This window comes from Cellulosimicrobium sp. GQ32 (assembly GCF_059758455.1).
In genome coordinates this window covers 255,949-274,451 of record NZ_JCAXEP010000003.1, presented here as the reverse complement: position 1 = coordinate 274,451, position 18,503 = coordinate 255,949, and the positions used below count along the sequence as shown (strand labels likewise).

The following is an 18,503-nucleotide window of genomic DNA, read 5'->3' as shown; positions in this document are numbered from 1 at the left end:
GTCGCCGAGCCACGGCGGCGGTCACCGGCGCTGCGCTCGTGGCGCTCACCGTCACCCCGGCGGCTGCGGCAGCCGAGCCCTCGCTCCGCCTCGACACCCCGCGGATCACGGCCGACGGGTCCGTGACGATCACCTATGCCGCCGGCACGGCGGTCCACGCGAAGAACTGGCTCGGCGTGTACCGCGACGGCGTGCGGCCGGGCGGGCCACCCTCGCTCGACTGGCGCTACGTGCCGGAGGCGTCCGGCAGCGTGACCTGGGGGCCGGAGCGCCGCGTGGGCTGGACGCGCGGTGCTGCGTCGATCGGTCCGGGCGACTACGACGTCTACCTGCTCGCCGACGACGGGTACGACGTGCTCGCCGGGCCGGTCGACCTCACCGTGGAGGCGGTCAGGCCGGTGGAGCCCGCCGAGCCCAAGCCCGAGGTCGACGGCGTCAGCGAGCTGAACGTGCTCACCTTCAACCTCTGGCACGGTGGCTCGCAGATCCCGGACGGTGCGCGCGAGATCGCCGACGTCCTCCGGGAGACCGATGCGGACGTGACGTTCATGCCGGAACGCAACGACACCCCGGCGGACGTGGCGGCGCTGCTGGGGTACGACCATCTTCTCGCGACCGGCACCGGCATCGTGTCGCGCTACCCGATCCTCGAGACCGGGACGGTCGGTGATCGGTGGTCGAAGGCCGTGCTCGACGTCAACGGCACAGAGGTGGTGGCCTACGGCGGTCACCTCGAGTACCGCTGGTACACGACGTACCTGCCGCGCGGGTACGGCGGGGCGGTCCTCGGCGACTGGCCCGCCGGGTGGGGCACGTGGGACCGGCTCGACGCGCCCGTGACGGACGTCGGCGCGATCCTCGCGGCGAACCTCCAGTCGGGTCGCCCCGCCTCGGCGGCCGCGCTCGTCGAGGACGTCCGGGCGGAGCGCGCGGCCGGTCGCCTGGTCGTCGTGGGCGGCGACTTCAACGAGCCGTCGGCGCAGGACTGGACCGAGGCGACGGCCGACCTGTTCGACCACCACGGCGTCGTCGTCCCGTGGCAGACGACGCAGACCCTGCTCGACGGCGGGCTCGTGGACGTGTTCCGCGAGGTCCACCCCGACCCCGTGTCGAACCCGGGCTTCACGTGGCCGGCGGACAACGCGCTGTTCCCCACGTCGGAGCTGACGTGGGCGCCGGAGGCCGACGAGCGGGACCGGATCGACTACGTCTTCGTGGCACCCGACGACCGGGTGGCGGTTCACGGGGCCCAGGTCGTGGGTCCGCAGTCGACGATCGTGCGCGACGAGCGCGTCGACGACGACAGCGCCGACGTGATCCTCACGCCGGACGCCGTCTGGCCTTCCGACCACAAGGCCGTCCTGGCGTCGCTGCGGGTCTGCGACGAGGCGTGCCTGCCGAGCGGGGCGCCGGAGGTCGAAGCGGTCGTGCGGTGCATGGCCGGAACCGCGCACGTGGCCGTGCGGGCGACGAACACGGGCGACGCCGCGGCGGCCGTCGTGCTGTCGACCGTGTTCGGCGAGCGCACCAGCGCGGACGTCGCGCCGGGACGCCACGCGTACCAGTCGTTCAGCACACGGGCCGCACGGGCCGATGCCGGCACCGCGACGGTCACGGCGACCGTGGCCGGTCGGGCACCGGTGACGGTTCAGGAGGAGTACGCGGCGAAGAGCTGCGGCTGACGCGCGCCCACCGGCGCCCGGCTCAGGACGGGCGCCGGTGCCGCGTCGGCCCGGTGCTGCCCCGCACGACGAACTCGACGGACGGCAACCGGATCTCCGGCGGTTCCTTCCCCTCGACGAGCGCCACCAGCGTCTGGGCCGCGGCCGTGCCCCAGGCGACGACGTTCTGCCGGACCGTCGTCAGCGGCGGCACGATGTACGGGGCGAGCGGGATGTCGTCGAAGCCGACGACCGAGAGGTCCTCCGGGACACGGATGCCGCGGTCGGTGGCCGCGGAGATCCCGGCGATCGCCATGAGGTCGTTGCCGTAGACGATCGCGCTCGGGGGCCGCGGCAGGTCGAGGAGCTCGTGCGTCGCGCGCGCACCGGAGCTGCCCGTGAAGTCGGCGGTCACGACGGGGCCCACGGGCAGGCCGAGCTCGTCGAGCGTGTCCTCCCATGCTCGGCGCCGCGCCTCGGTGTGGACGTAGCCCGGCACACCCATGACGTGGCCGATGTGCCGGTGACCGAGCGAGTGCAGGTGGTGGACCGCGCGGCGGACCCCGGCTGCGTCGTCCATCCCGATGACGACGTCCGCCTCGGTGTCCGCTTCCTCGGGCGCGACGACGACGACGCTCAGCCCGAGCGCGCCGACGTCCCGGGGGCGGGTGTCCCCGGCCCGGACGTCGGTGAGGAACACGCCGTCGACGCGCGACTCGCGCGCGAGCCGCTCGTAGGCGTCGCGCTCGCCGTGCTGGTCCTTGACCACCTGGAGGACCAGCGAGTAGTTCTGCTCGGACAGGCCGATCTCGACGCCCGCCATGAAGAGCGGGAAGAAGGGGTCGGTGCTGAGGAGCTCGGGCTCGCGCCGGATCACGAGGCCCACGGCCTGCGTGCGCGACCGGGAGAGAGCGCGCGCACGGGCGCTGGGCTGCCAGCCGAGGTCGTCGGCGGCGCGCAGGATGCGCTCGCGGGCCGCTGCGCTGACGCCGGGTCGGTTGTTGAACACGAACGAGACGGCGCTCTTCGAGACCCCGGCGCGGGCCGCGACGTCACCGATCGTCACGCGCTTGGCGCCGACTGTCCGGGTGGTCCGGTCGCCGGGGGTGAGGGTCGAGTGCTCCGCTGCGTTCACCTCGTCAGGATAGCGCACGGTTTGACCCGCTGTTTAGTAGTCGTCGCGCGTGCCTCGTCGGGGCGGGTATTGACCGCACCGCGGCCGAGAGGCACTGGGAACGGTGCAACTCCAAGCATCCGTGGGAATCGACCGCGGGCAGCTGCCCGCCGTGCGCGCTTGTCTCGCCTGGATCTCCGCGTGATCTTGACGTGCCTTGTTCAAACCGGTTTAATCGTCGCGTCGGTGCCGTCTGGACGACGGCGTCGACGGGCCGCCGTGCGGGGGACCGAGGGGCGGGGGCCAGAGCGACGAGCGGGTGACGAGCCCGGATGAGGAGTTGGGCGCAATGAAGCGTGGCGCACGGATGACAGCGCTGGCGACGACGGCTGCGGTGGTCCTGCCGCTCGCGGCGTGCGGGTCGGGCGGCGACGGTGGTACCGGCGGGTCCGAAGGTGACCTCACGAGCGGACCGATCGACGTCTGGTACTCGACCAACGAGCAGGAGGTCGCCTGGGGCGAGCAGGTGGTCGAGGCGTGGAACGCTGAGCACCCGGACGAGAAGGTGAGCGCTCAGGCGATCCCCGCGGGGAGCTCGTCCGAGGACGTCATCGCCGCCTCGATCACGGCGGGGAACACGCCGTGCCTCGTGTTCAACACCGCCCCGGCGGCCGTGCCCGCGTTCCAGAAGCAGGGTGGCCTGGTGAACCTGTCGACGACGTTCGAGGACGCGGAGGACTACGTCACGGGTCGTTCGGGCGCCGCTGCGGACGGGTTCCGCAGCGCGGACGGGGACCTGTACCAGCTTCCCTGGAAGACGAACCCCTTCATGCTCTACTACAACAAGGACGTGTTCACCGCCGCCGGCCTCGACCCCGAGGACCCGCAGCTCGAGACGTACGACGACGTGCTCGCGGCGGCCCAGGCGATCAAGGACGCCGGGGCGGCAGACTTCGCGATCTACCCGCCGGCGACCGCGGACTACACGAACGTCAACTTCGACTTCTACCCGTTCTTCCTCGCCAACTCCGGTGGCACGCAGCTCATCGAGGACGGGAAGGCGACGTTCACGAGCGACGAGGGCCTCGAGACCCTGGAGTTCTGGCAGACGCTCTACGCCGAGGGCTTCTCCTCCGCGGAGGCGTACAGCGGGGACATGTGGGCCGGCCCGTTCGCCGACGGCGTCGCCGCGATGGGCGTCGCCGGACCCTGGGGCAAGGGGCAGTTCGACGGCAAGGTGGACTTCGGCGTCGTCCCGCTGCCGACCGCCGACGGCGTGCCCGCCGACGAGACGTCGACCTTCGCCGACTCGAAGAACGTCGGGCTGTACTCCTCGTGCAAGAACCAGCAGACCGCGTGGGACTTCCTCAAGTTCGCGACGAACGACGAGAACGACCTCGCGCTCCTCGAGGTCACCGGCCAGTTCCCGACGCGCACGGACGTGCCCGAGCTCGCCGCCGACTTCCTGACGGAGAACCCCTTCTTCGAGCCGTTCGCGGCGTCCGTGCCGCTCGCGGTCGACGTCCCGACGGTGGACGGGCTCGCCGAGAAGATGCAGGTCTTCCGCGACACGTGGAGCGGGTCCGTGCAGTCGGGGTCCGGCGACCTCGAGACGACGTTCGGCGAGGCCGCGACGACGATCGACGGCCTGTCGGGCTGATCCCAGGACGAGGCGAAGCACTCATGGTCACCCTCCACGACGAGGACGTGCAGCCGTCCGCGCGGGCCACGGTGAGCCGTGGCCCGCGCCAGGACCGGCCGCGTCCCCGCGGCCGGCGACTCCAGCGTTGGCTCGGGGAGAACCCCCTCGGCATCCTTCTCAGCGCCCCGTACGTGGCGTTCGTCGTCGTGGTGTTCCTCGTGCCGTTCGGGTTCGGCGTGTGGATGTCGTTCCACGATTTCTTCTTCACGGCACCCGGCGTACAGGTCCCACACCCTTTCGTCGGGCTCGACAACTTCCGGCAGGTCCTCGCGGACCCGGCGGTACGGCAGGCGTTCGGCAACCTCGCGGTGTTCGGCCTCATCAACGTGCCCCTTACGGTGGTGCTCGGTCTCCTCCTGTCCTCCGGCCTCGATGCCGTCGTGCACTGGAAGGGCTTCTTCCGGGTCTCGTACTACGTCCCGTACGTGACCGCGTCGGTCGCGACGCTCGCGGTGTGGATCTTCATGTTCAACGGCAACGGGGTCGTGAACAGGCTCCTGGGGAGCCTTGCCCCAGAGCCGACCTGGCTCGCGAACCCGAGCCTGATCATGCCCTTGATCGCGGTCTACGTGACCTGGAAGAACCTCGGGTTCTACGTCCTGCTGTACCTCGCCGCGCTGCAGAACGTGCCGAAGGAGCTGCACGAGGCCGCCGCGATGGACGGCGCCGGGCCCTGGCGCCGGTTCCGGGCCGTCACGCTGCCCGCGGTACGGCCGGTCACCTCGCTCGTGGTGCTGCTCTCTGTCATCACCACCGGCCAGATCTTCACCGAGCCGTACCTCCTCACCGGGGGAGGACCGAACGGCGCCTCGATGACCCCGGCGCTGCTCATGTACCAGAAGGGCATCCAGCAGGGGCAGCCGGACATCGCCGCGGCGATCGGCATGATCCTCGTGCTCGCGGTCATGCTCCTGTCGCTGGCCTCGCGACGGCTCACGGAGAGGAAGGGCTGATGACCACGACGACCTCGACCACGCGGCGGGAGGCCACCCGGGCCCGCGGCTCCGGTGAGGGCCGACTGCTGCGCGTGCTGCGCTTCGCGGTGCTGCTCCTCGGTGCGTTCCTCGCGCTCGTGCCGTTCTACTACATGCTCCTCGGGGCGCTGCAGAAGGAGCGGGACACGAGCGTCCTCGGACTGCTCCCGCTGCCACGGAACCTCACCCTCGACAACTTCGTGGGTGTCAACGAGTCCATCGACCTCGCCCGGTCGCTGCTCAACTCGTTGATCATGACGGCGGGCGTCGTGGGCTGCACGCTCGTGTTCGGGCTGCTCGTCGGGTACGCGCTGTCGGTGCTGTCCTTCCGAGGCCAGGGGCTCGTGTTCGCGCTCGTCCTGCTCGTCCAGGCGATCCCGTTCCAGCTGCTCATGATCCCGCTCTACGTCATGGTCGTGCGGTACTTCGACCTCGCGGACAACTACCTCGGCATGATCCTGCCGTTCGCCGTGAACTCGGTCGCCGTCCTGATCTTCCGGCAGTACTTCCTGCAGATCCCGCGCGACGTGTTCGACGCGGCGCGCATCGACGGCGCGAGCGAGCTGCGGATCCTGCGCTCGATCGCCGTGCCACTGGTCCGCCCCGCGGTCCTCACCGCGATGCTCGTGACGTTCATCGGCCCGTGGAACGAGTTCCTGTGGCCGTTCCTCGTGACGAAGGACGCGTCGATGCAGCCGCTCGCGGTGAGCCTCGCCAACTTCTCGCAGGCGAACTCCTCGTTCCAGGCGAACCCGATGGGCGCGGTCCTGGCAGGCGCGTGCGTCCTCGCCGTGCCCGCCGTCGTCCTGTTCCTCCTGTTCCAGCGGCACTTCACGTCCGCGAACCTCGGCTCGGCCGTCAAGGGCTGACCCGTCACCACGCGGGGGCGGCGCGAGCCTGCGCCGCCCCGACCTCCTAAGGCAAGGTAATGACCCAGGTGAACCACTCTCAGTCCCTCAAGACGGTCCCGTACACCCTGCGTCGGCTCGGGACGATCATGTCGCCCCTGCCCGGCGAGCCCCTCGAGGTCGAGGGCGTGCTCAATCCCGGCACCGCATGGGGGCTGGACGACGAGCTGTACCTCTACCCCCGCCTCGTGGCCGAGGGCAACGTCTCGCGCATCGGCCGGGCGCGCGTCGTCCTCGAGGACGGGGTCCCCGTGGGCGTCGAGCGGCTCGGCGTGGTGCTCGCCCCCGACGAGGGCTGGGAGCACGGGCGGCAGAACGCGGGTGTCGAGGACCCCCGCATCACGTTCGTCGAGCCGCTGGACCTGCATGTCATGACCTATGTCGCGTACGGGCCGCTGGGCCCGAAGCCCGCGCTGGCCGTCTCCTCGGACACCGTGTCGTGGCGACGGCTCGGGCCGCTACGGTTCGCCTACCAGCCCGAGCTGGAGACCGACCTCAACCTCTTCCCCAACAAGGACGTCGTGTTCTTCCCCGAGGTCGTCCCCGGCCCCGACGGACGACCCGCACTCGCGCTGCTGCACCGGCCGATGTGGGACCTCGACTGGCTGCGCCCCGGCGAGGGGTCCCGACCGCCAGCAGGGATCGACGACCCGCGACCTTCGATCTGGATCGGCTACGTCGACCTCGAGGCTGTCACGCGCGACCTCGCGGGGCTCACGTACGTCGAGCACTCCGCACCGGTCGCCGCGCCGGAGATGGCGTACGAGTCGTCGAAGATCGGGGGCGGCCCGGCACCCGTGCGCGTCCCGGAGGGCTGGCTCGTCCTCCATCACGGCGTCACGGGCGCCGACTTCTCCGGGTTCGCCCTGGCGCACGGTGCCCGGTACACGGCGGGCGCGATGATCCTGGACCCGGCTGACCCGCGCCGGGTCCTCGCGCGGACGCCCGAGCCGCTGCTCGTCCCGGAGACCGCCGCGGAGCTGGAAGGCACGCTCGGCAACGTCGTGTTCCCCACGGCCGTCGAGGAGATCCATGGACGCCGGTTCGTCTTCTACGGCATGGCAGACTCCCGGATCGGCGTCGCCGAGCTCGTGCGCCACGATGGCTGAGAACCCGTCCGCAGATCCGCGCGAGGCGCTCCGGCGCGTCGTCAAGGCCTACGACGTTCGCGGCGTCGTCCCCGACGAGCTGAGCCCCGACGTCGTTCGCGCTCTGGGCGCGGCGTTCGTCGAGACCGTCGTCCGATCCGACGCCGACGGCCCGGCCCGGGTCGTGGTGGGCCGCGACATGCGTGACAGCGGCCGCGGGCTCGTCGCCGTCTTCGTCGAAGGGGCCCGCGACGCCGGAGCGCACGTGTTCGACGCCGGCCTGTGCTCGACCGACGAGCTCTACCTGGCATCGGGTCACCTCGAAGCCGCGGGCGCGATGTTCACCGCCAGCCACAACCCCGCCCGGTACAACGGCATCAAGCTGTGCCTGCCCGGCGCACGCCCGGTCGGCCAGGACTCGGGCCTGCGCGCCGTCCGGGACCGGGCCATGGAGCTTCTCGCGGGAGATCGCGTCGGGGCAGGGCCGCGCGGCGGTTACGAGACCGTGGATGTCCTGCGCCCCTACGCGGAGCGCCTGCGCTCGCTCGTCGACCTGTCCGGGGGCCGCCGTCTTCGTGTGGTCGTCGACGCTGGCAACGGCATGGCGGGGCTCACGGTCCCCGCCGTCCTGGGGATGGCGGCGGGCCTGCCGGCGCTCCCGCTCGGGATCGTCCCGCTGTTCTTCGAGCTCGACGGGTCGTTCCCGCACCACGAGGCCAACCCGCTCGTGCCTGCGAACACGGCGATGCTCCAGGCAGAGGTCGTGCGCCGGCGCGCGGACCTCGGGCTCGCGTTCGACGGCGACGCCGACCGGTGCTTCGTCGTCGATGAACGGGGCCGGAGGGTGGACCCCTCGGTGCTCACGACGCTCGTCGGGCTCCGAGAGGCACGCCGGGTGCGGGAGGAGGGCGGCGTGCCGGTCGTGCTGCACAACACGATCACGTCGCGCGCGGTACCCGAGATCCTGGGCGCCGAAGGGGTGCGGACGGTTTGCACACGGGTGGGCCATTCGTTCATCAAGGCACTCATGGCGTCCGAGGGTGCCGTCTTCGGGGGCGAGCACAGCGGGCACTTCTACTTCCGTGACTTCCTGGGCGCCGACTCGGGCCTCCTGGCCGCGATGCACGTCCTGGCGGCGCTCTCGGAGCAGGACCGCCCACTCTCGGACCTGGTCGGTGGCCTCGACCCCTACGTGCGCTCGGGCGAGGTCGATGTCCCCGCGGCAGACCCAGCGGCTGCGCGGGCCGCTGTGCTCAAGGCGCTCGGAACCGCCGACGGTGCCGCGTCGCTCGAGGTCGACGAGATGGACGAGCTCGACGGGCTGACCGTCGCCCGCTGGCGCGGCGACGACCCGTGGTGGTTCAACCTGCGGGCCTCGAACACCGAGCCCGTCCTGCGGCTGAACGTCGAGGCCGCCCACGCCGGGACGATGCGCACGCTTCGGGACCGGGTCCTCGACGCGCTCGCGGGGATGCCCGCAGAGGTCGGTGGGCCGCCGAGCGGCGGCGCGACGGCCGGGGGAGGGCGGCGCTGACGATGTACCTCCTCGACAACCCCGTGCGCCGCTACCCGTGGGGCTCGACCACGCTCGTGCAGCAGCTCCTCGGTCGTCCCGTCGACGGTCGTCCCGTCGCCGAGGTCTGGATGGGAGCCCACCCCGACGACCCGTCCACCGCCGACGGTGGTGGACGCCGTGTCGCTCTCGACGCGCTCGTGGCCTCCCAGCCCGAGGCGATGCTGGGACCCCGCGTGCTGGCCGGGGCCGGCCCGCGCCTGCCGTTCCTCGCCAAGATCCTGGCCGCCGCCCGCGCGCTGTCGGTCCAGGTGCATCCGACGACCGCCCAGGCCGAGGCGGGCTTCTCTGCCGAGGACGAGCGCGGCGTCCCGCGCACCGACCCGGTGCGGACGTACCGAGACCGCTCGGCCAAGCCGGAGATCGTGTACGCCCTCACGCCGTTCGAGCTCCTCAGCGGGCTCCGGGAGCCGGAGCAGGCGGCGAAGCTCGTCGCCGAGCTCGAGGTGCCCGCGCTCGACCCCCTCGTCGTGCTGCTGCGTGAGCAGCGCGTCGACGCCCACCGGGGCGCGCTCACGTGGCTCCTCGGCCAGCGGGACAGCGCGGCGCCGTGGGTGGAGACCGTCGCCGAGACCGCGCGTGACGCCGTGGGTGCTCGGCCCGAGCTGGCCGTCGTGCACGACCTCGCGCAGGAGTTCCCCGGCGACCCCGGGCTCCTCGCTCCGCTCCTGCTCAACCACGAGCGGCTCGAGCCCGGCCAGGCCCTCTACACCGCCCCCGGAACGCTGCACGCCTACCTGCGGGGCATGGCCGTCGAGGTGATGGCTGCGTCCGACAACGTCCTGCGCGCCGGCCTGACGACCAAGCACGTGGACGTGGCGGAACTGCTGGCGATCACGGACTTCACACCGCGGCTCACCGGCTTCCTGCGTCCGGTGCGCGTCGCGCCGGGCGTCGTGGACTACGTCGCGCCGGCCGCCGACCTGGGCATGCGCGTCGCCACCCCGCGGGCCGGGGACGAGTTGCCGGGGCCGGAGGACGGCCCGCGGATCGTCCTGTGCGTCGAGGGAGAGGTGCGCGTCGTCGCGGCGGACGCGCGACGCCTCCTGCCCGGCGACTCCGTCTTCGTCCCGCACGTGGACGGACCGCTCGTCGTGTCAGGGCACGGGACGGCCGTCGTGGCGCGGGCGTGAAGTCAGGCCGTCGTCACGACGACGCGGGGGCCGGCGTGGGGAACCAGCGGGCGAACTTCTCCTCGAGCGCCTGGGTCCGTTCGACGTCGCAGCGCTTCTCGGCCGAGACGGTGATCGCGCCGTCGAGGCACTGCTGGTGCGCCAGCGCGACGTCCCACGTGACGAGGGTCGAGACCATCTGGAGCGCGAGCATGGCCGAGAGGCCGACCCCGATGCCCAGCGCCGGGACGAGCGCACCGCGCACCCGTGCCCGCCAGACGGCCACGAGCGCGCGGATGCCCACGACGATCGCCCCGAGCGCGAGCGCGAGGCTCACGGCCTGCCACGGGAACGGCATCGTGCTCACGACGATCACCGCGAGCAGGAGCAGGCCGAAGTGGAGCACGCGTCGTGTCGCCTGCCGCGCGAGCTCCGGGTCCGGCTCCGACGGCTCGGGCGGCGCCGGAGACCGGCGGTCGGCGGCCGCGTGCAGGTCCGGCCACCCCGGCGGGGGAGGGGGGAGCGGGGCACCTGGGCCCGGGCCGGCACCGGGCGGGACCGGCGCGTCCGGACGCGCACCCTCCTCCGGCGGCTGCGGCGGCTCGGGGCGAGGCTGCTGCGGCGCGTCGGGACGGGGCGGTGCGTACGGGTTGCCCACGGGCAGCTCCTCGGTCGGTCGGGCGGCTCGCGGTACATTCTCCCATCGGAGGCCGGGTGCCCGGGAGGGTACCCAGCGCCTCCCGCCGAGCCCGACGCTCGAGCCACCCTGAGCCACCCCGACACCCGCAGGAGCACCGTGCAGACGCCGTCCGGCCACCCCGTCGAGTCCACCTCCGCCGCCCGCGTCGTCGTCCTCGTCTCGGGCGCCGGCAGCAACCTCGCTGCGATCCTCGCCGCGCACGACGACGCCGCCTACGGCGCGCGCGTCGTGGGCGTCGTGTCGGACAAGGCCGACGCGGGCGGCCTCGACCTCGCCCGCGAGGCCGGGATCGCCGCCGTCGTCGTGGCCCCGGGGGACTTCGACGACCGGGCCGCGTGGAACGAGGCGGTCGCGCAGGCGGTCGACGTCTTCCGGCCGGACCTCGTGGTGCTCGCCGGCTTCATGCGCATCCTCGGGCCGGCGTTCGTCGGGCGCTTCGCGGGCCGCACGATCAACACGCACCCGGCGCTCCTGCCGTCCTTCCCCGGGGCGCACGGCGTGCGGGACGCGCTCGCGTACGGGGTGCGGGTGAGCGGGTGCACCGTCCACGTGGTCGACGACGGCGTCGACACCGGGCCGATCATCGCCCAGGTCGCCGTCCCGGTCGAGGACGGCGACGACGAGTCGTCCCTCCACGAGCGCATCAAGGTCGCGGAGCGCGCGCTGCTCGTCGAGACGGTCGGCCGCGTCGCGCGCGAGGGGCTGCGCGTCGAGGGCCGCCGAGCCCTGCTCGGCTAGGCGCCGGGCTCCTCCGTGCCCTCGCCGGTGGCCTCGTCGGCGGGCGGGAGGTCGCGCGGCGCGAGGACGGCGAGGGCCTGGTAGGTCTCACGGCGCTCCTGGGGCGTCGCCCGCCCCTCCTCGAGCGAGCGCGCGGTCCAGCGCTCGAGCAGCTCCGCGAGCTCGCGGGACATCGTCGCCGCCTGCTCGGCGGTGAGCACGAGCGTGCTGAGCGCGAGGATCCGGTCCTCGCGCGCCCCGGTCTCGCTCCCGCGCCGGAACGTCTCCTCGGCCCAGGCCAGGGCCGGACGCACCACGTGGCGCACCGCGTCGGGCGTCCCTGGCTCGACGGCGTAGCTCTGCGCCACGTTCTTCCACACCCGGTCGCGGCGGTCGCGCGCGTGCTCGGGGGCCTCGACGATCATCCCGGCCTTGGCGAGCACGCGGAGGTGGAAGCTCACCGAGTTCGCGGGCTCTCCGGTCGCCTGGGCGAGGTCCGCGGCGCGCGCGTGCCCGCGGACGGCGAGCTCCATGAGGATGCGCTGCCGCAGCGGGTGCGCGATGGCCCGCAGCGCTGCGGGGTCCTGGACGCGGAAGGTCTCGAGCACAGGCCGAGGCTAGCAACGCCCGAGGCGGTGCTCGCGGAGGGCCGCACGAGAAGGTGTGCAACGACTATTGCGCAATGACAGTTGCGCACCTAGGTTCGTCCCATGACGAACCCGCCTGCCGCCTCGGTCGAGGAGCACCCACCCACCGTCCCGCCGTCGCTCCTGCGCAACCGGTCGTACATGCTCCTCATGACGGGGATGACGGCGGAGTCGCTCGGTGCGGGCGTCGCGCTCTTCGCCGTGCCGCTCGTCGCCTACGGGATCACCGGCTCGGTCGTGCAGGCGGGCGTCGTCGCCGCCGTCGGCCAGCTCGGCGCGCTCCTCGCGACGCTGCCGGCCGGGGTCGTCGCGGACCGGGTCGACCGGCGCCGGCTCGTCGTCGCGTCCGCAGGCGTCGGTGCCGTTCTCTGGGCGACCGTCGCGCTCGCCGCGGGGCTCGGGACGCTCACCGCCTGGCACCTCGCGGCCGTGCTCTTCGGGGCCTCGGTCGTCGGGGCGCTCGTCGACCCGGCCACCAGCGGGGCGTTCCGGTCGGTCGTACCCGTGCCGCAGCTGCCGACGGCGCTCGCGGCCGTGCAGGGCCGGGACGCCGTCGCGAGCCTCCTGGCCGGGCCCCTCGGCGGCGTGCTCTACGCCGTCGCGCACGCCGTCCCGCTCGCCGCGGCGGCGGTCGGGCACCTGGCGACCGCGGTCTGCACGGGGTTCGTACGCGAGCCGCTCAACGGCGACGTCGCCGCGGCGCGCGCGACCCGCCCCGCGGAGGCCCTGCGCGAAGGGCTCCGGTTCGTGTGGTCCGTGCCGCTGTTCCGCGCTCTCCTCGGCCTGTTCGTCGTCATCAACGTCGCGTTCGGCGGCCTCATGGTCGGCATCAACCTCGAGCTCGTGCGCACGGGCACGGCGCCGCTCCTCATCGGCCTCGTCGACCTCGCGGTCGGTCTGGGTGTGCTCGTCGGCGCGGTCCTCGCGCCGCGGCTCGTCGCGCGGTTCCGGGCCGGCGTCCTCGTGGTCGGCTCGCTCGGCACGCTGGCGGCGGGCGCCGTCGCGATGGCGGCGCTGAACACGTACGTCGGGTACGTCCTCCTGCTCCCGCCGGCCCTCCTGCTGGTCCCCGCGGCGAACGCCTGCCTGTCCGGGTACGCGGCCGCGATCACGCCGCCGCAGCTCCAGGGGAGGCTCTCGTCCGTCCTGGGGCTCACCGGCCTCGCCGCCGGTCCCCTCGTGCCGCTCGTCGGGAGCGGGCTCCTCGAACGCTTCGGGCTCGGGACGGCGCTCGTGGTGCTCGCGGGGCTCCTCGTCGTCACCGTCGCGGTCCTCAGCACGGTCAGGTCGCTCTGGCGGGTCGGCACCCCCGACACCTGGGCCGACGACGCGACCGCCCTCGCCGCGTCGGGCGTCGTGCCGGGCGAGCCGGTGCCGGCCGGGCCAGGCCGGTAGACTCGTCCCGGCCGCGACTGGCGAGGGTGGGAACGACCACCGGGGAGCGGCCGGATCAACCTGCTGGTGCGTCGACCGCCTGGGCGCCTGGGTTCAGCCACTCGGTACCGGTGCACCGCCGGACCGCGACCGCGACCCAGAGGAGCCCCTCGTCATGTCCCACCCGGCCCCGCACGTGCCCGCCGCCCCCGACGTCCAGCTCGCCGACGACTCCCAGCGCCCCGTGCGGCGCGCGCTCCTGAGCGTCTATGACAAGACCGGCCTCGTCGAGCTCGCCACGGCTCTCCACGCGGCGGGCGTCGAGCTCGTCTCCACGGGCTCCACCGCCTCGACGATCGCCGGCGCGGGCGTGCCCGTGACGAAGGTCGAGGACCTCACCGGGTTCCCGGAGTGCCTCGAGGGCCGGGTCAAGACGCTGCACCCGCGCGTGCACGCCGGCATCCTCGCGGACTCGCGCAAGGCCGACCACCTCGCGCAGCTCGACGAGCTCGGCATCGCGCCGTTCGAGCTCGTCGTCGTCAACCTCTACCCGTTCGCCGCCACCGTCGCGTCGGGTGCCGGGCCGGACGAGGTCGTCGAGCAGATCGACATCGGCGGGCCCTCGATGGTCCGCGCGGCCGCGAAGAACCACCCGAGCGTCGCCGTCGTCGTCGACCCGGCCCGGTACGACGACGTCGTCGCGGCCGTGCAGGCGGGCGGCTTCACCTACGCGCAGCGCAAGGCGCTCGCGGCCGCCGCGTTCGTGCACACCGCGACGTACGACGTCGCCGTCGCGTCGTGGATGGGCAACGTGGTCGCGCCGACGGACGCCGTCCCGGTCGAGGACGGCGCCGACGGCGAGACCGTGAGCACGGGCTTCCCCGCCTGGATCGGCGCCACGTGGGACCGCGCCGACGTGCTGCGCTACGGCGAGAACCCGCACCAGCGTGCCGCGCTCTACACCAACGGCCACGGCGCGAGCGGCCTCGCCCAGGCCACGCAGCTCCACGGCAAGGCGATGAGCTACAACAACTACGTCGACGCCGACGCCGCCTGGCGCGCCGCGCACGACCACGACGCACCCGCCGTCGCGATCATCAAGCACGCCAACCCCTGCGGCATCGCCGTCGGCACCGACATCGCCGAGGCGCACGCCCGCGCCCACGCGACCGACCCCGTCTCGGCCTACGGTGGCGTCATCGCGGCGAACCGCGTCGTCACCAAGGCCGCCGCAGAGCAGATCGCGCCCGTGTTCACCGAGGTCGTCGTCGCGCCCGGCTTCGAGCCCGACGCGCTGGAGGTCCTCCAGGCGAAGAAGAACATCCGGCTCCTCGTCGTCGACACCCCGCCGACGACGACCGTCGAGACCCGCCCCGTGAGCGGCGGGCTGCTCGTGCAGAGCACCGACCGGGTCGACGCCGTCGTGACCGACGCCGACGGGAACGTCACCGGCGGGGACGACCCGCAGCACTGGAACCTCGTCACCGGCGAGGCCGCGGACGACGCGACGATCGCCGACCTCGCGTTCGCGTGGCGCGCGATCCGCGCCGCGAAGTCGAACGCGATCCTCCTCGCGCACGGCGGCGCGGCCGTCGGGGTCGGGATGGGCCAGGTCAACCGCGTCGACTCGTGCCGCCTCGCGGTCGAGCGCGCCAACACCCTCGCCGACGGCGAGGAGCGTGCGCGCGGCGCCGTCGCGGCGTCGGACGCGTTCTTCCCCTTCGCCGACGGCCTCCAGATCCTGCTCGACGCGGGTGTGCGCGCCGTCGTCGCCCCGGGCGGGTCGATCCGCGACGCCGAGGTCGTCGAGGCGGCGCAGGCGGCGGGCGTGACGATGTACTTCACGGGGACGCGCCACTTCGCGCACTGACACGACCCTCGCTCGACGGCCCGGCCGGTCCGAGGACCGGCGGGGCCGTCGCGTGCCGGGTGTCAGGCGAGTGCGTCGCGCAGGCGTTGGGTCGGGTCGAGCGCGACGTCGAGGTGGACGCGCAGGCGTCCGGTGCGGTTCATCGCCTTGCGGACCGGGCCGACGTCGCGCGGCGAGTCGACCAGGAGGACCGCCCGAACCTCGGTGAGCCGACCGTCGGGGCCGTCGTCCGCCGTCGCGCCGACGCGCGAGCCCGGGGCGAGGTAGAACGCGGCCCAGCCCTCGTGGCCGGTGGACCCACCTGACGGGTCGCCGCGGAAGAGCACGTCGTCTGCCTCGTCGGGCACGCCGAACAGGGCGAGGTCGTGGCCGAGCTGCTGGGAGAACACGTACGGCGCGTGCCCCGGGCCCGCGTCGTCGTCGCCGAGCATCGCGGCGACCGTCGCGTCGGGGTCGTGGAGCGCGGCCGACCAGTGGCCGCCGGGGACGGCGCCGAGCACGGGGTGCTCGCGGGTCGCGCAGTCGCCGACGGCCCAGAGGCCGTCCAGCCCGCGCACGGCGCCGGTCGCGTCGACGGGGACGCTGCCGCGCACGTCGCGCGGGACCGCGCCGTCGAGCCAGTCCGTCGCGGGCCGGGCGCCCACGGCCACCAGCACGAGGTCGGCCGGCACCTCGCGCCCGTCGGCGAGCCGGACGCCGTCGGGACGGACCTCCGCGACCGCGGCGCCGGTCACGAGCTCCGAGCCGACGGCGGCGTACCAGGGCGCGAGGCGCGCGCCGACGCCCGGTCCGAGCTGGCGCCGGAGCGGGGTCGGCGCCGCCTCGAGGACCGTGACGCGCGCGCCCCCGCCGGTCGCGACCCCGGCCAGCTCGGCACCGATCCAGCCTGCGCCGACGATCACGAGGCGGAGCCCCGGCCTCAGCGCGCCGCGCAGGTCCTCGGCGTCCCGCGCGGTGTGCAGGACGCGGGCGCGCTCCCAGCCGACGGGCCGCACGGGAGTGGAACCGACCGCGAGCACGACGGCGTCGGCGACGCGGCGCTCGCCGGACGTGGTCGTGACCTCCCACGGGCCGCCCTCGGTCGCGGAGCGGCGCTCGAGCCGTGCCGCCGGGTCGGCGAGGCGGACCTCGTCGGCGAGGGTCTCGACGTCCACGCCGAGGTCCTCGGCGAGCCACGCCGGGCTGGGGCGGCTCAGGAGCTCCTTCGACAGCGGGGGGCGGTCGTAGGGAGGTACACCCTCGGCGCCGAGGAGCGTCACCCGCCCGGCGTACCCCCGACGGCGGAGCGCGCCGACCGTCTGGGCGCCGGCGAGGCCGGCGCCCACGACGACGACCGACGAGGGCGGCGCTGGGGCCGTGGCATGGCGGTCCCCACGGTGCGCAGACGGTGATGGGAGGACCGGCGGCTCGGCGGACGACATGCACGTCACGCTAGGCCACGACGGTAGGCTTCCGGGCGTGGAAGGTGCAGCAGCGTGACAGACGTCACCGCGGACGGGGGGACGCGCCACCGGCCGCCGCCGACGCTCGTTCCGGCGTGGCACCACGTCGAGGACGCGCCGGGCGACGGAGAGCCCCCGGCGGGTGCCCGGCCCGACGGCGAGGCCCGGCCGCCGGTCCCGGAGCCTCCCGCGAGCCTGGCCCCGTCTCGCCAGCCCGCGATGTGGCTCGTGCTCGCGGGGGTCGCGGTATCGACGCTCGTCGCGGTGCTCGTCGGTGCCCGCGCCGGCTGCTTCACGCTCGCCGGGCTGCTCGCGGTGGCCGGGGTGTGCCGCGCGGCCATCCCTGGCCCCGGCCCCGTCGGGATCACCGTGCGCTCGCGCGGCCTGGACGTGTTCTTCTTCCTCGCGCCCGCCGTGGTCATGGCGTTCCTCGCGCTGACCCTCGACCAGGGCGAGATCTGACTCTGCTGACGGCAGACGACGACGGGCCCGGACCGCGGTCGCGGTCCGGGCCCGTCGGGCATCGAGGACGTCAGGCCTTGGGGGCCTCGTCCGTGCCGGGAGCCTCGCTCGCCTCGGGCTCGTCCGCCTCGACGACCTCGACGACCTCCTCGACCGCGACGACGTCGCCGTTCTCGTTCGTGACGACGACCTCCTCCTCGACCACGGCGGCGACGGCACCCGCACCCGCGGCACCCGCGGCGCCGGCCGTCGCGCCGTACGCGGCGGCGGCCTCGTCGTCGGCGTCGGTCAGCGGGACGACGCGGTCCTCGCCGAGCAGGTCGTCCTGCTTCGGGGCGAACGCGAAGGCGCGGTAGAAGAGGCCGGCGATCGCGGCGCCGAGGAGCGGCGCGACCCAGAAGACCCACTGCTGCTTCCACAGGTCGCCGTCGCCCGCGAAGACCGCCGACGCCATCGAGCGGGCCGGGTTGAGCGACGCGTTGGTGATCGGCGCGGCGACGAGGATGAGCGCGGTCAGCGTGAGGCCGATGACGACGGGCGCGTACTGGACGCTCGCGCGCTTGTCGGTGACGCCGAGGATCACGCCCACGAACACGGCGGTGGCGATGGTCTCGATGAGCAGCGCCTGCACGAGGCCGAACTCGGTGCCGCCCTGCGACGCCGTCGCGAGCGAGGAGAAGCTGCCGTACCCGTTGGCGGTCGCGACGAACACGCCGCCCCGACCGTCCTGGCCGAGGAGCTGCGGGAGCGTCGAGGGCACGGTCGCGAGCAGGACGAGCCCGGCGAGGATCGCGCCCACGAGCTGGGCGACCCAGTAGGGGAGGACGTCGCGCCAGGCGGTCCGGCCACCGATCGCGGCGCCGAGCGTCACGGCGGGGTTGAAGTGGCCGCCGGACACGTTGCCCACGGCCGCGGCGCCTGCGATCACCGCGATGCCGCCGGCGAGGCCGACGGCCAGGGCGTTCTGCTGGCTGACGAACGTGTAGAGCGCCACGCCCACGATCGCGAGGACGAGGAAGAACGTGCCGAAGACCTCGGCGCCGAGGCGCGCGAGGAGGCTCGGCTGGACGACGGCGACGGTCTCCGTCGGCGCGAGGCGCGGGTCGTCGACGAAGCCCTCCGGTGCGCCGGGAGCGGTGGTGTCCTGGGACATGATCAT

The 18,503-nt window shown here is 73.8% G+C and carries 16 protein-coding genes and 1 riboswitch; of the genes, 11 read left to right on the top strand and 5 right to left on the bottom strand.

Features of this window, described 5'->3' with window-relative positions; all coding sequences use genetic code 11:
• Window positions 1-38 precede the first annotated feature (38 nt).
• Window positions 39-1,682 carry an endonuclease/exonuclease/phosphatase family protein gene (locus AC6CH9_RS07320; protein WP_260665637.1) on the top strand — a complete coding sequence of 548 codons (1,644 nt, stop codon included), beginning with the start codon at window positions 39-41 and terminating at the stop codon, window positions 1,680-1,682.
• Window positions 1,683-1,704: 22 nt separating this feature from the next.
• Here the strand turns inward: AC6CH9_RS07320 and AC6CH9_RS07315 are convergent, their stop codons facing one another.
• Window positions 1,705-2,796 (bottom strand): LacI family DNA-binding transcriptional regulator, encoded by a 1,092-nt coding sequence (locus AC6CH9_RS07315; RefSeq protein ID WP_144425449.1) that lies wholly within the window; start codon window positions 2,794-2,796, stop codon window positions 1,705-1,707.
• A 346-nt stretch (window positions 2,797-3,142) separates the two neighbouring features.
• Between AC6CH9_RS07315 and AC6CH9_RS07310 the strand changes: the two genes are divergently transcribed.
• The 6 genes from AC6CH9_RS07310 (at window position 3,143) to manA (ending at window position 10,153) form a co-directional block, all read left to right on the top strand.
• Window positions 3,143-4,435: an ABC transporter substrate-binding protein gene (locus AC6CH9_RS07310; RefSeq protein WP_260665638.1), complete on the top strand. Its 1,293-nt coding sequence runs from the start codon at window positions 3,143-3,145 to the stop codon at window positions 4,433-4,435.
• 23 nt (window positions 4,436-4,458) lie between these two features.
• Complete coding sequence (locus AC6CH9_RS07305) at window positions 4,459-5,430, top strand: carbohydrate ABC transporter permease (protein ID WP_498154317.1); 972 nt, start codon at window positions 4,459-4,461, stop codon at window positions 5,428-5,430.
• On the top strand, window positions 5,430-6,320 hold the full coding sequence (locus AC6CH9_RS07300) for a carbohydrate ABC transporter permease (RefSeq protein ID WP_082379580.1): 891 nt from the start codon (window positions 5,430-5,432) through the stop codon (window positions 6,318-6,320). Before AC6CH9_RS07305 ends, AC6CH9_RS07300 begins: the two co-directional genes overlap by 1 nt.
• A gap of 68 nt (window positions 6,321-6,388) precedes the next feature.
• Window positions 6,389-7,468 carry a glycoside hydrolase family 130 protein gene (locus tag AC6CH9_RS07295; RefSeq protein ID WP_375809984.1) on the top strand — a complete coding sequence of 360 codons (1,080 nt, stop codon included), beginning with the start codon at window positions 6,389-6,391 and terminating at the stop codon, window positions 7,466-7,468.
• Complete coding sequence (locus tag AC6CH9_RS07290; RefSeq protein ID WP_498154316.1) at window positions 7,461-8,981, top strand: phosphohexomutase domain-containing protein; 1,521 nt, start codon at window positions 7,461-7,463, stop codon at window positions 8,979-8,981. Before AC6CH9_RS07295 ends, AC6CH9_RS07290 begins: the two co-directional genes overlap by 8 nt.
• 2 nt (window positions 8,982-8,983) lie before the next feature.
• Window positions 8,984-10,153: a mannose-6-phosphate isomerase, class I gene (gene manA / locus AC6CH9_RS07285; protein WP_053369682.1), complete on the top strand. Its 1,170-nt coding sequence runs from the start codon at window positions 8,984-8,986 to the stop codon at window positions 10,151-10,153.
• A 13-nt stretch (window positions 10,154-10,166) separates the two neighbouring features.
• Here the strand turns inward: manA and AC6CH9_RS07280 are convergent, their stop codons facing one another.
• The gene (locus AC6CH9_RS07280; protein ID WP_498154315.1) at window positions 10,167-10,790 is read right to left on the bottom strand and encodes a hypothetical protein; all 624 of its coding nucleotides are present in this window, start codon (window positions 10,788-10,790) and stop codon (window positions 10,167-10,169) included.
• A gap of 138 nt (window positions 10,791-10,928) precedes the next feature.
• Between AC6CH9_RS07280 and purN the strand changes: the two genes are divergently transcribed.
• Entirely contained in the window at window positions 10,929-11,570 is a 642-nt protein-coding gene (purN, locus tag AC6CH9_RS07275; RefSeq protein WP_313663483.1) for a phosphoribosylglycinamide formyltransferase, read from the top strand.
• Here the strand turns inward: purN and AC6CH9_RS07270 are convergent.
• Window positions 11,567-12,157, bottom strand: a complete 591-nt coding sequence (locus AC6CH9_RS07270) for an ArsR/SmtB family transcription factor (protein ID WP_498154314.1) — start codon at window positions 12,155-12,157, stop codon at window positions 11,567-11,569. The genes purN and AC6CH9_RS07270 overlap by 4 nt on opposite strands.
• A 102-nt stretch (window positions 12,158-12,259) precedes the next feature.
• Between AC6CH9_RS07270 and AC6CH9_RS07265 the strand changes: the two genes are divergently transcribed.
• Together AC6CH9_RS07265 and purH are read left to right on the top strand one after the other, a co-directional pair.
• Entirely contained in the window at window positions 12,260-13,591 is a 1,332-nt protein-coding gene (locus AC6CH9_RS07265; protein WP_498154313.1) for an MFS transporter, read from the top strand.
• A 3-nt stretch (window positions 13,592-13,594) separates the two neighbouring features.
• Window positions 13,595-13,683: riboswitch (ZMP/ZTP riboswitch) on the top strand.
• A gap of 62 nt (window positions 13,684-13,745) precedes the next feature.
• Entirely contained in the window at window positions 13,746-15,440 is a 1,695-nt protein-coding gene (purH, locus tag AC6CH9_RS07260; RefSeq protein WP_498154312.1) for a bifunctional phosphoribosylaminoimidazolecarboxamide formyltransferase/IMP cyclohydrolase, read from the top strand.
• A gap of 62 nt (window positions 15,441-15,502) precedes the next feature.
• On the opposite strand, the gene AC6CH9_RS07255 is transcribed toward purH, so the two are convergent.
• A complete protein-coding gene (locus AC6CH9_RS07255) occupies window positions 15,503-16,861 on the bottom strand; it encodes an NAD(P)/FAD-dependent oxidoreductase (protein ID WP_498154311.1) in 1,359 nt (452 codons plus the stop codon).
• A gap of 54 nt (window positions 16,862-16,915) precedes the next feature.
• On the opposite strand from AC6CH9_RS07255, the gene AC6CH9_RS07250 reads away from it, so the two are divergent.
• Entirely contained in the window at window positions 16,916-17,344 is a 429-nt protein-coding gene (locus AC6CH9_RS07250; protein ID WP_498154310.1) for a DUF3017 domain-containing protein, read from the top strand.
• Window positions 17,345-17,414: 70 nt separating this feature from the next.
• Here the strand turns inward: AC6CH9_RS07250 and AC6CH9_RS07245 are convergent, their stop codons facing one another.
• The gene (locus tag AC6CH9_RS07245) at window positions 17,415-18,497 is read right to left on the bottom strand and encodes an MIP/aquaporin family protein (protein ID WP_498154309.1); all 1,083 of its coding nucleotides are present in this window, start codon (window positions 18,495-18,497) and stop codon (window positions 17,415-17,417) included.
• Window positions 18,498-18,503: the final 6 nt, after the last annotated feature.

Coding starts and splice junctions, on each gene's coding strand:
- manA (WP_053369682.1), top strand. CDS start 8,984: ATGTACCTCCTCGACAACCCCGTGCGCCGCTACCCGTGGGGCTCGACC.
- purH (WP_498154312.1), top strand. CDS start 13,746: ATGTCCCACCCGGCCCCGCACGTGCCCGCCGCCCCCGACGTCCAGCTC.
- AC6CH9_RS07245 (WP_498154309.1), bottom strand. CDS start 18,497: ATGTCCCAGGACACCACCGCTCCCGGCGCACCGGAGGGCTTCGTCGAC.
- AC6CH9_RS07310 (WP_260665638.1), top strand. CDS start 3,143: ATGACAGCGCTGGCGACGACGGCTGCGGTGGTCCTGCCGCTCGCGGCG.
- AC6CH9_RS07300 (WP_082379580.1), top strand. CDS start 5,430: ATGACCACGACGACCTCGACCACGCGGCGGGAGGCCACCCGGGCCCGC.
- AC6CH9_RS07265 (WP_498154313.1), top strand. CDS start 12,260: ATGACGAACCCGCCTGCCGCCTCGGTCGAGGAGCACCCACCCACCGTC.
- AC6CH9_RS07290 (WP_498154316.1), top strand. CDS start 7,461: ATGGCTGAGAACCCGTCCGCAGATCCGCGCGAGGCGCTCCGGCGCGTC.
- AC6CH9_RS07255 (WP_498154311.1), bottom strand. CDS start 16,861: ATGTCGTCCGCCGAGCCGCCGGTCCTCCCATCACCGTCTGCGCACCGT.
- AC6CH9_RS07305 (WP_498154317.1), top strand. CDS start 4,459: ATGGTCACCCTCCACGACGAGGACGTGCAGCCGTCCGCGCGGGCCACG.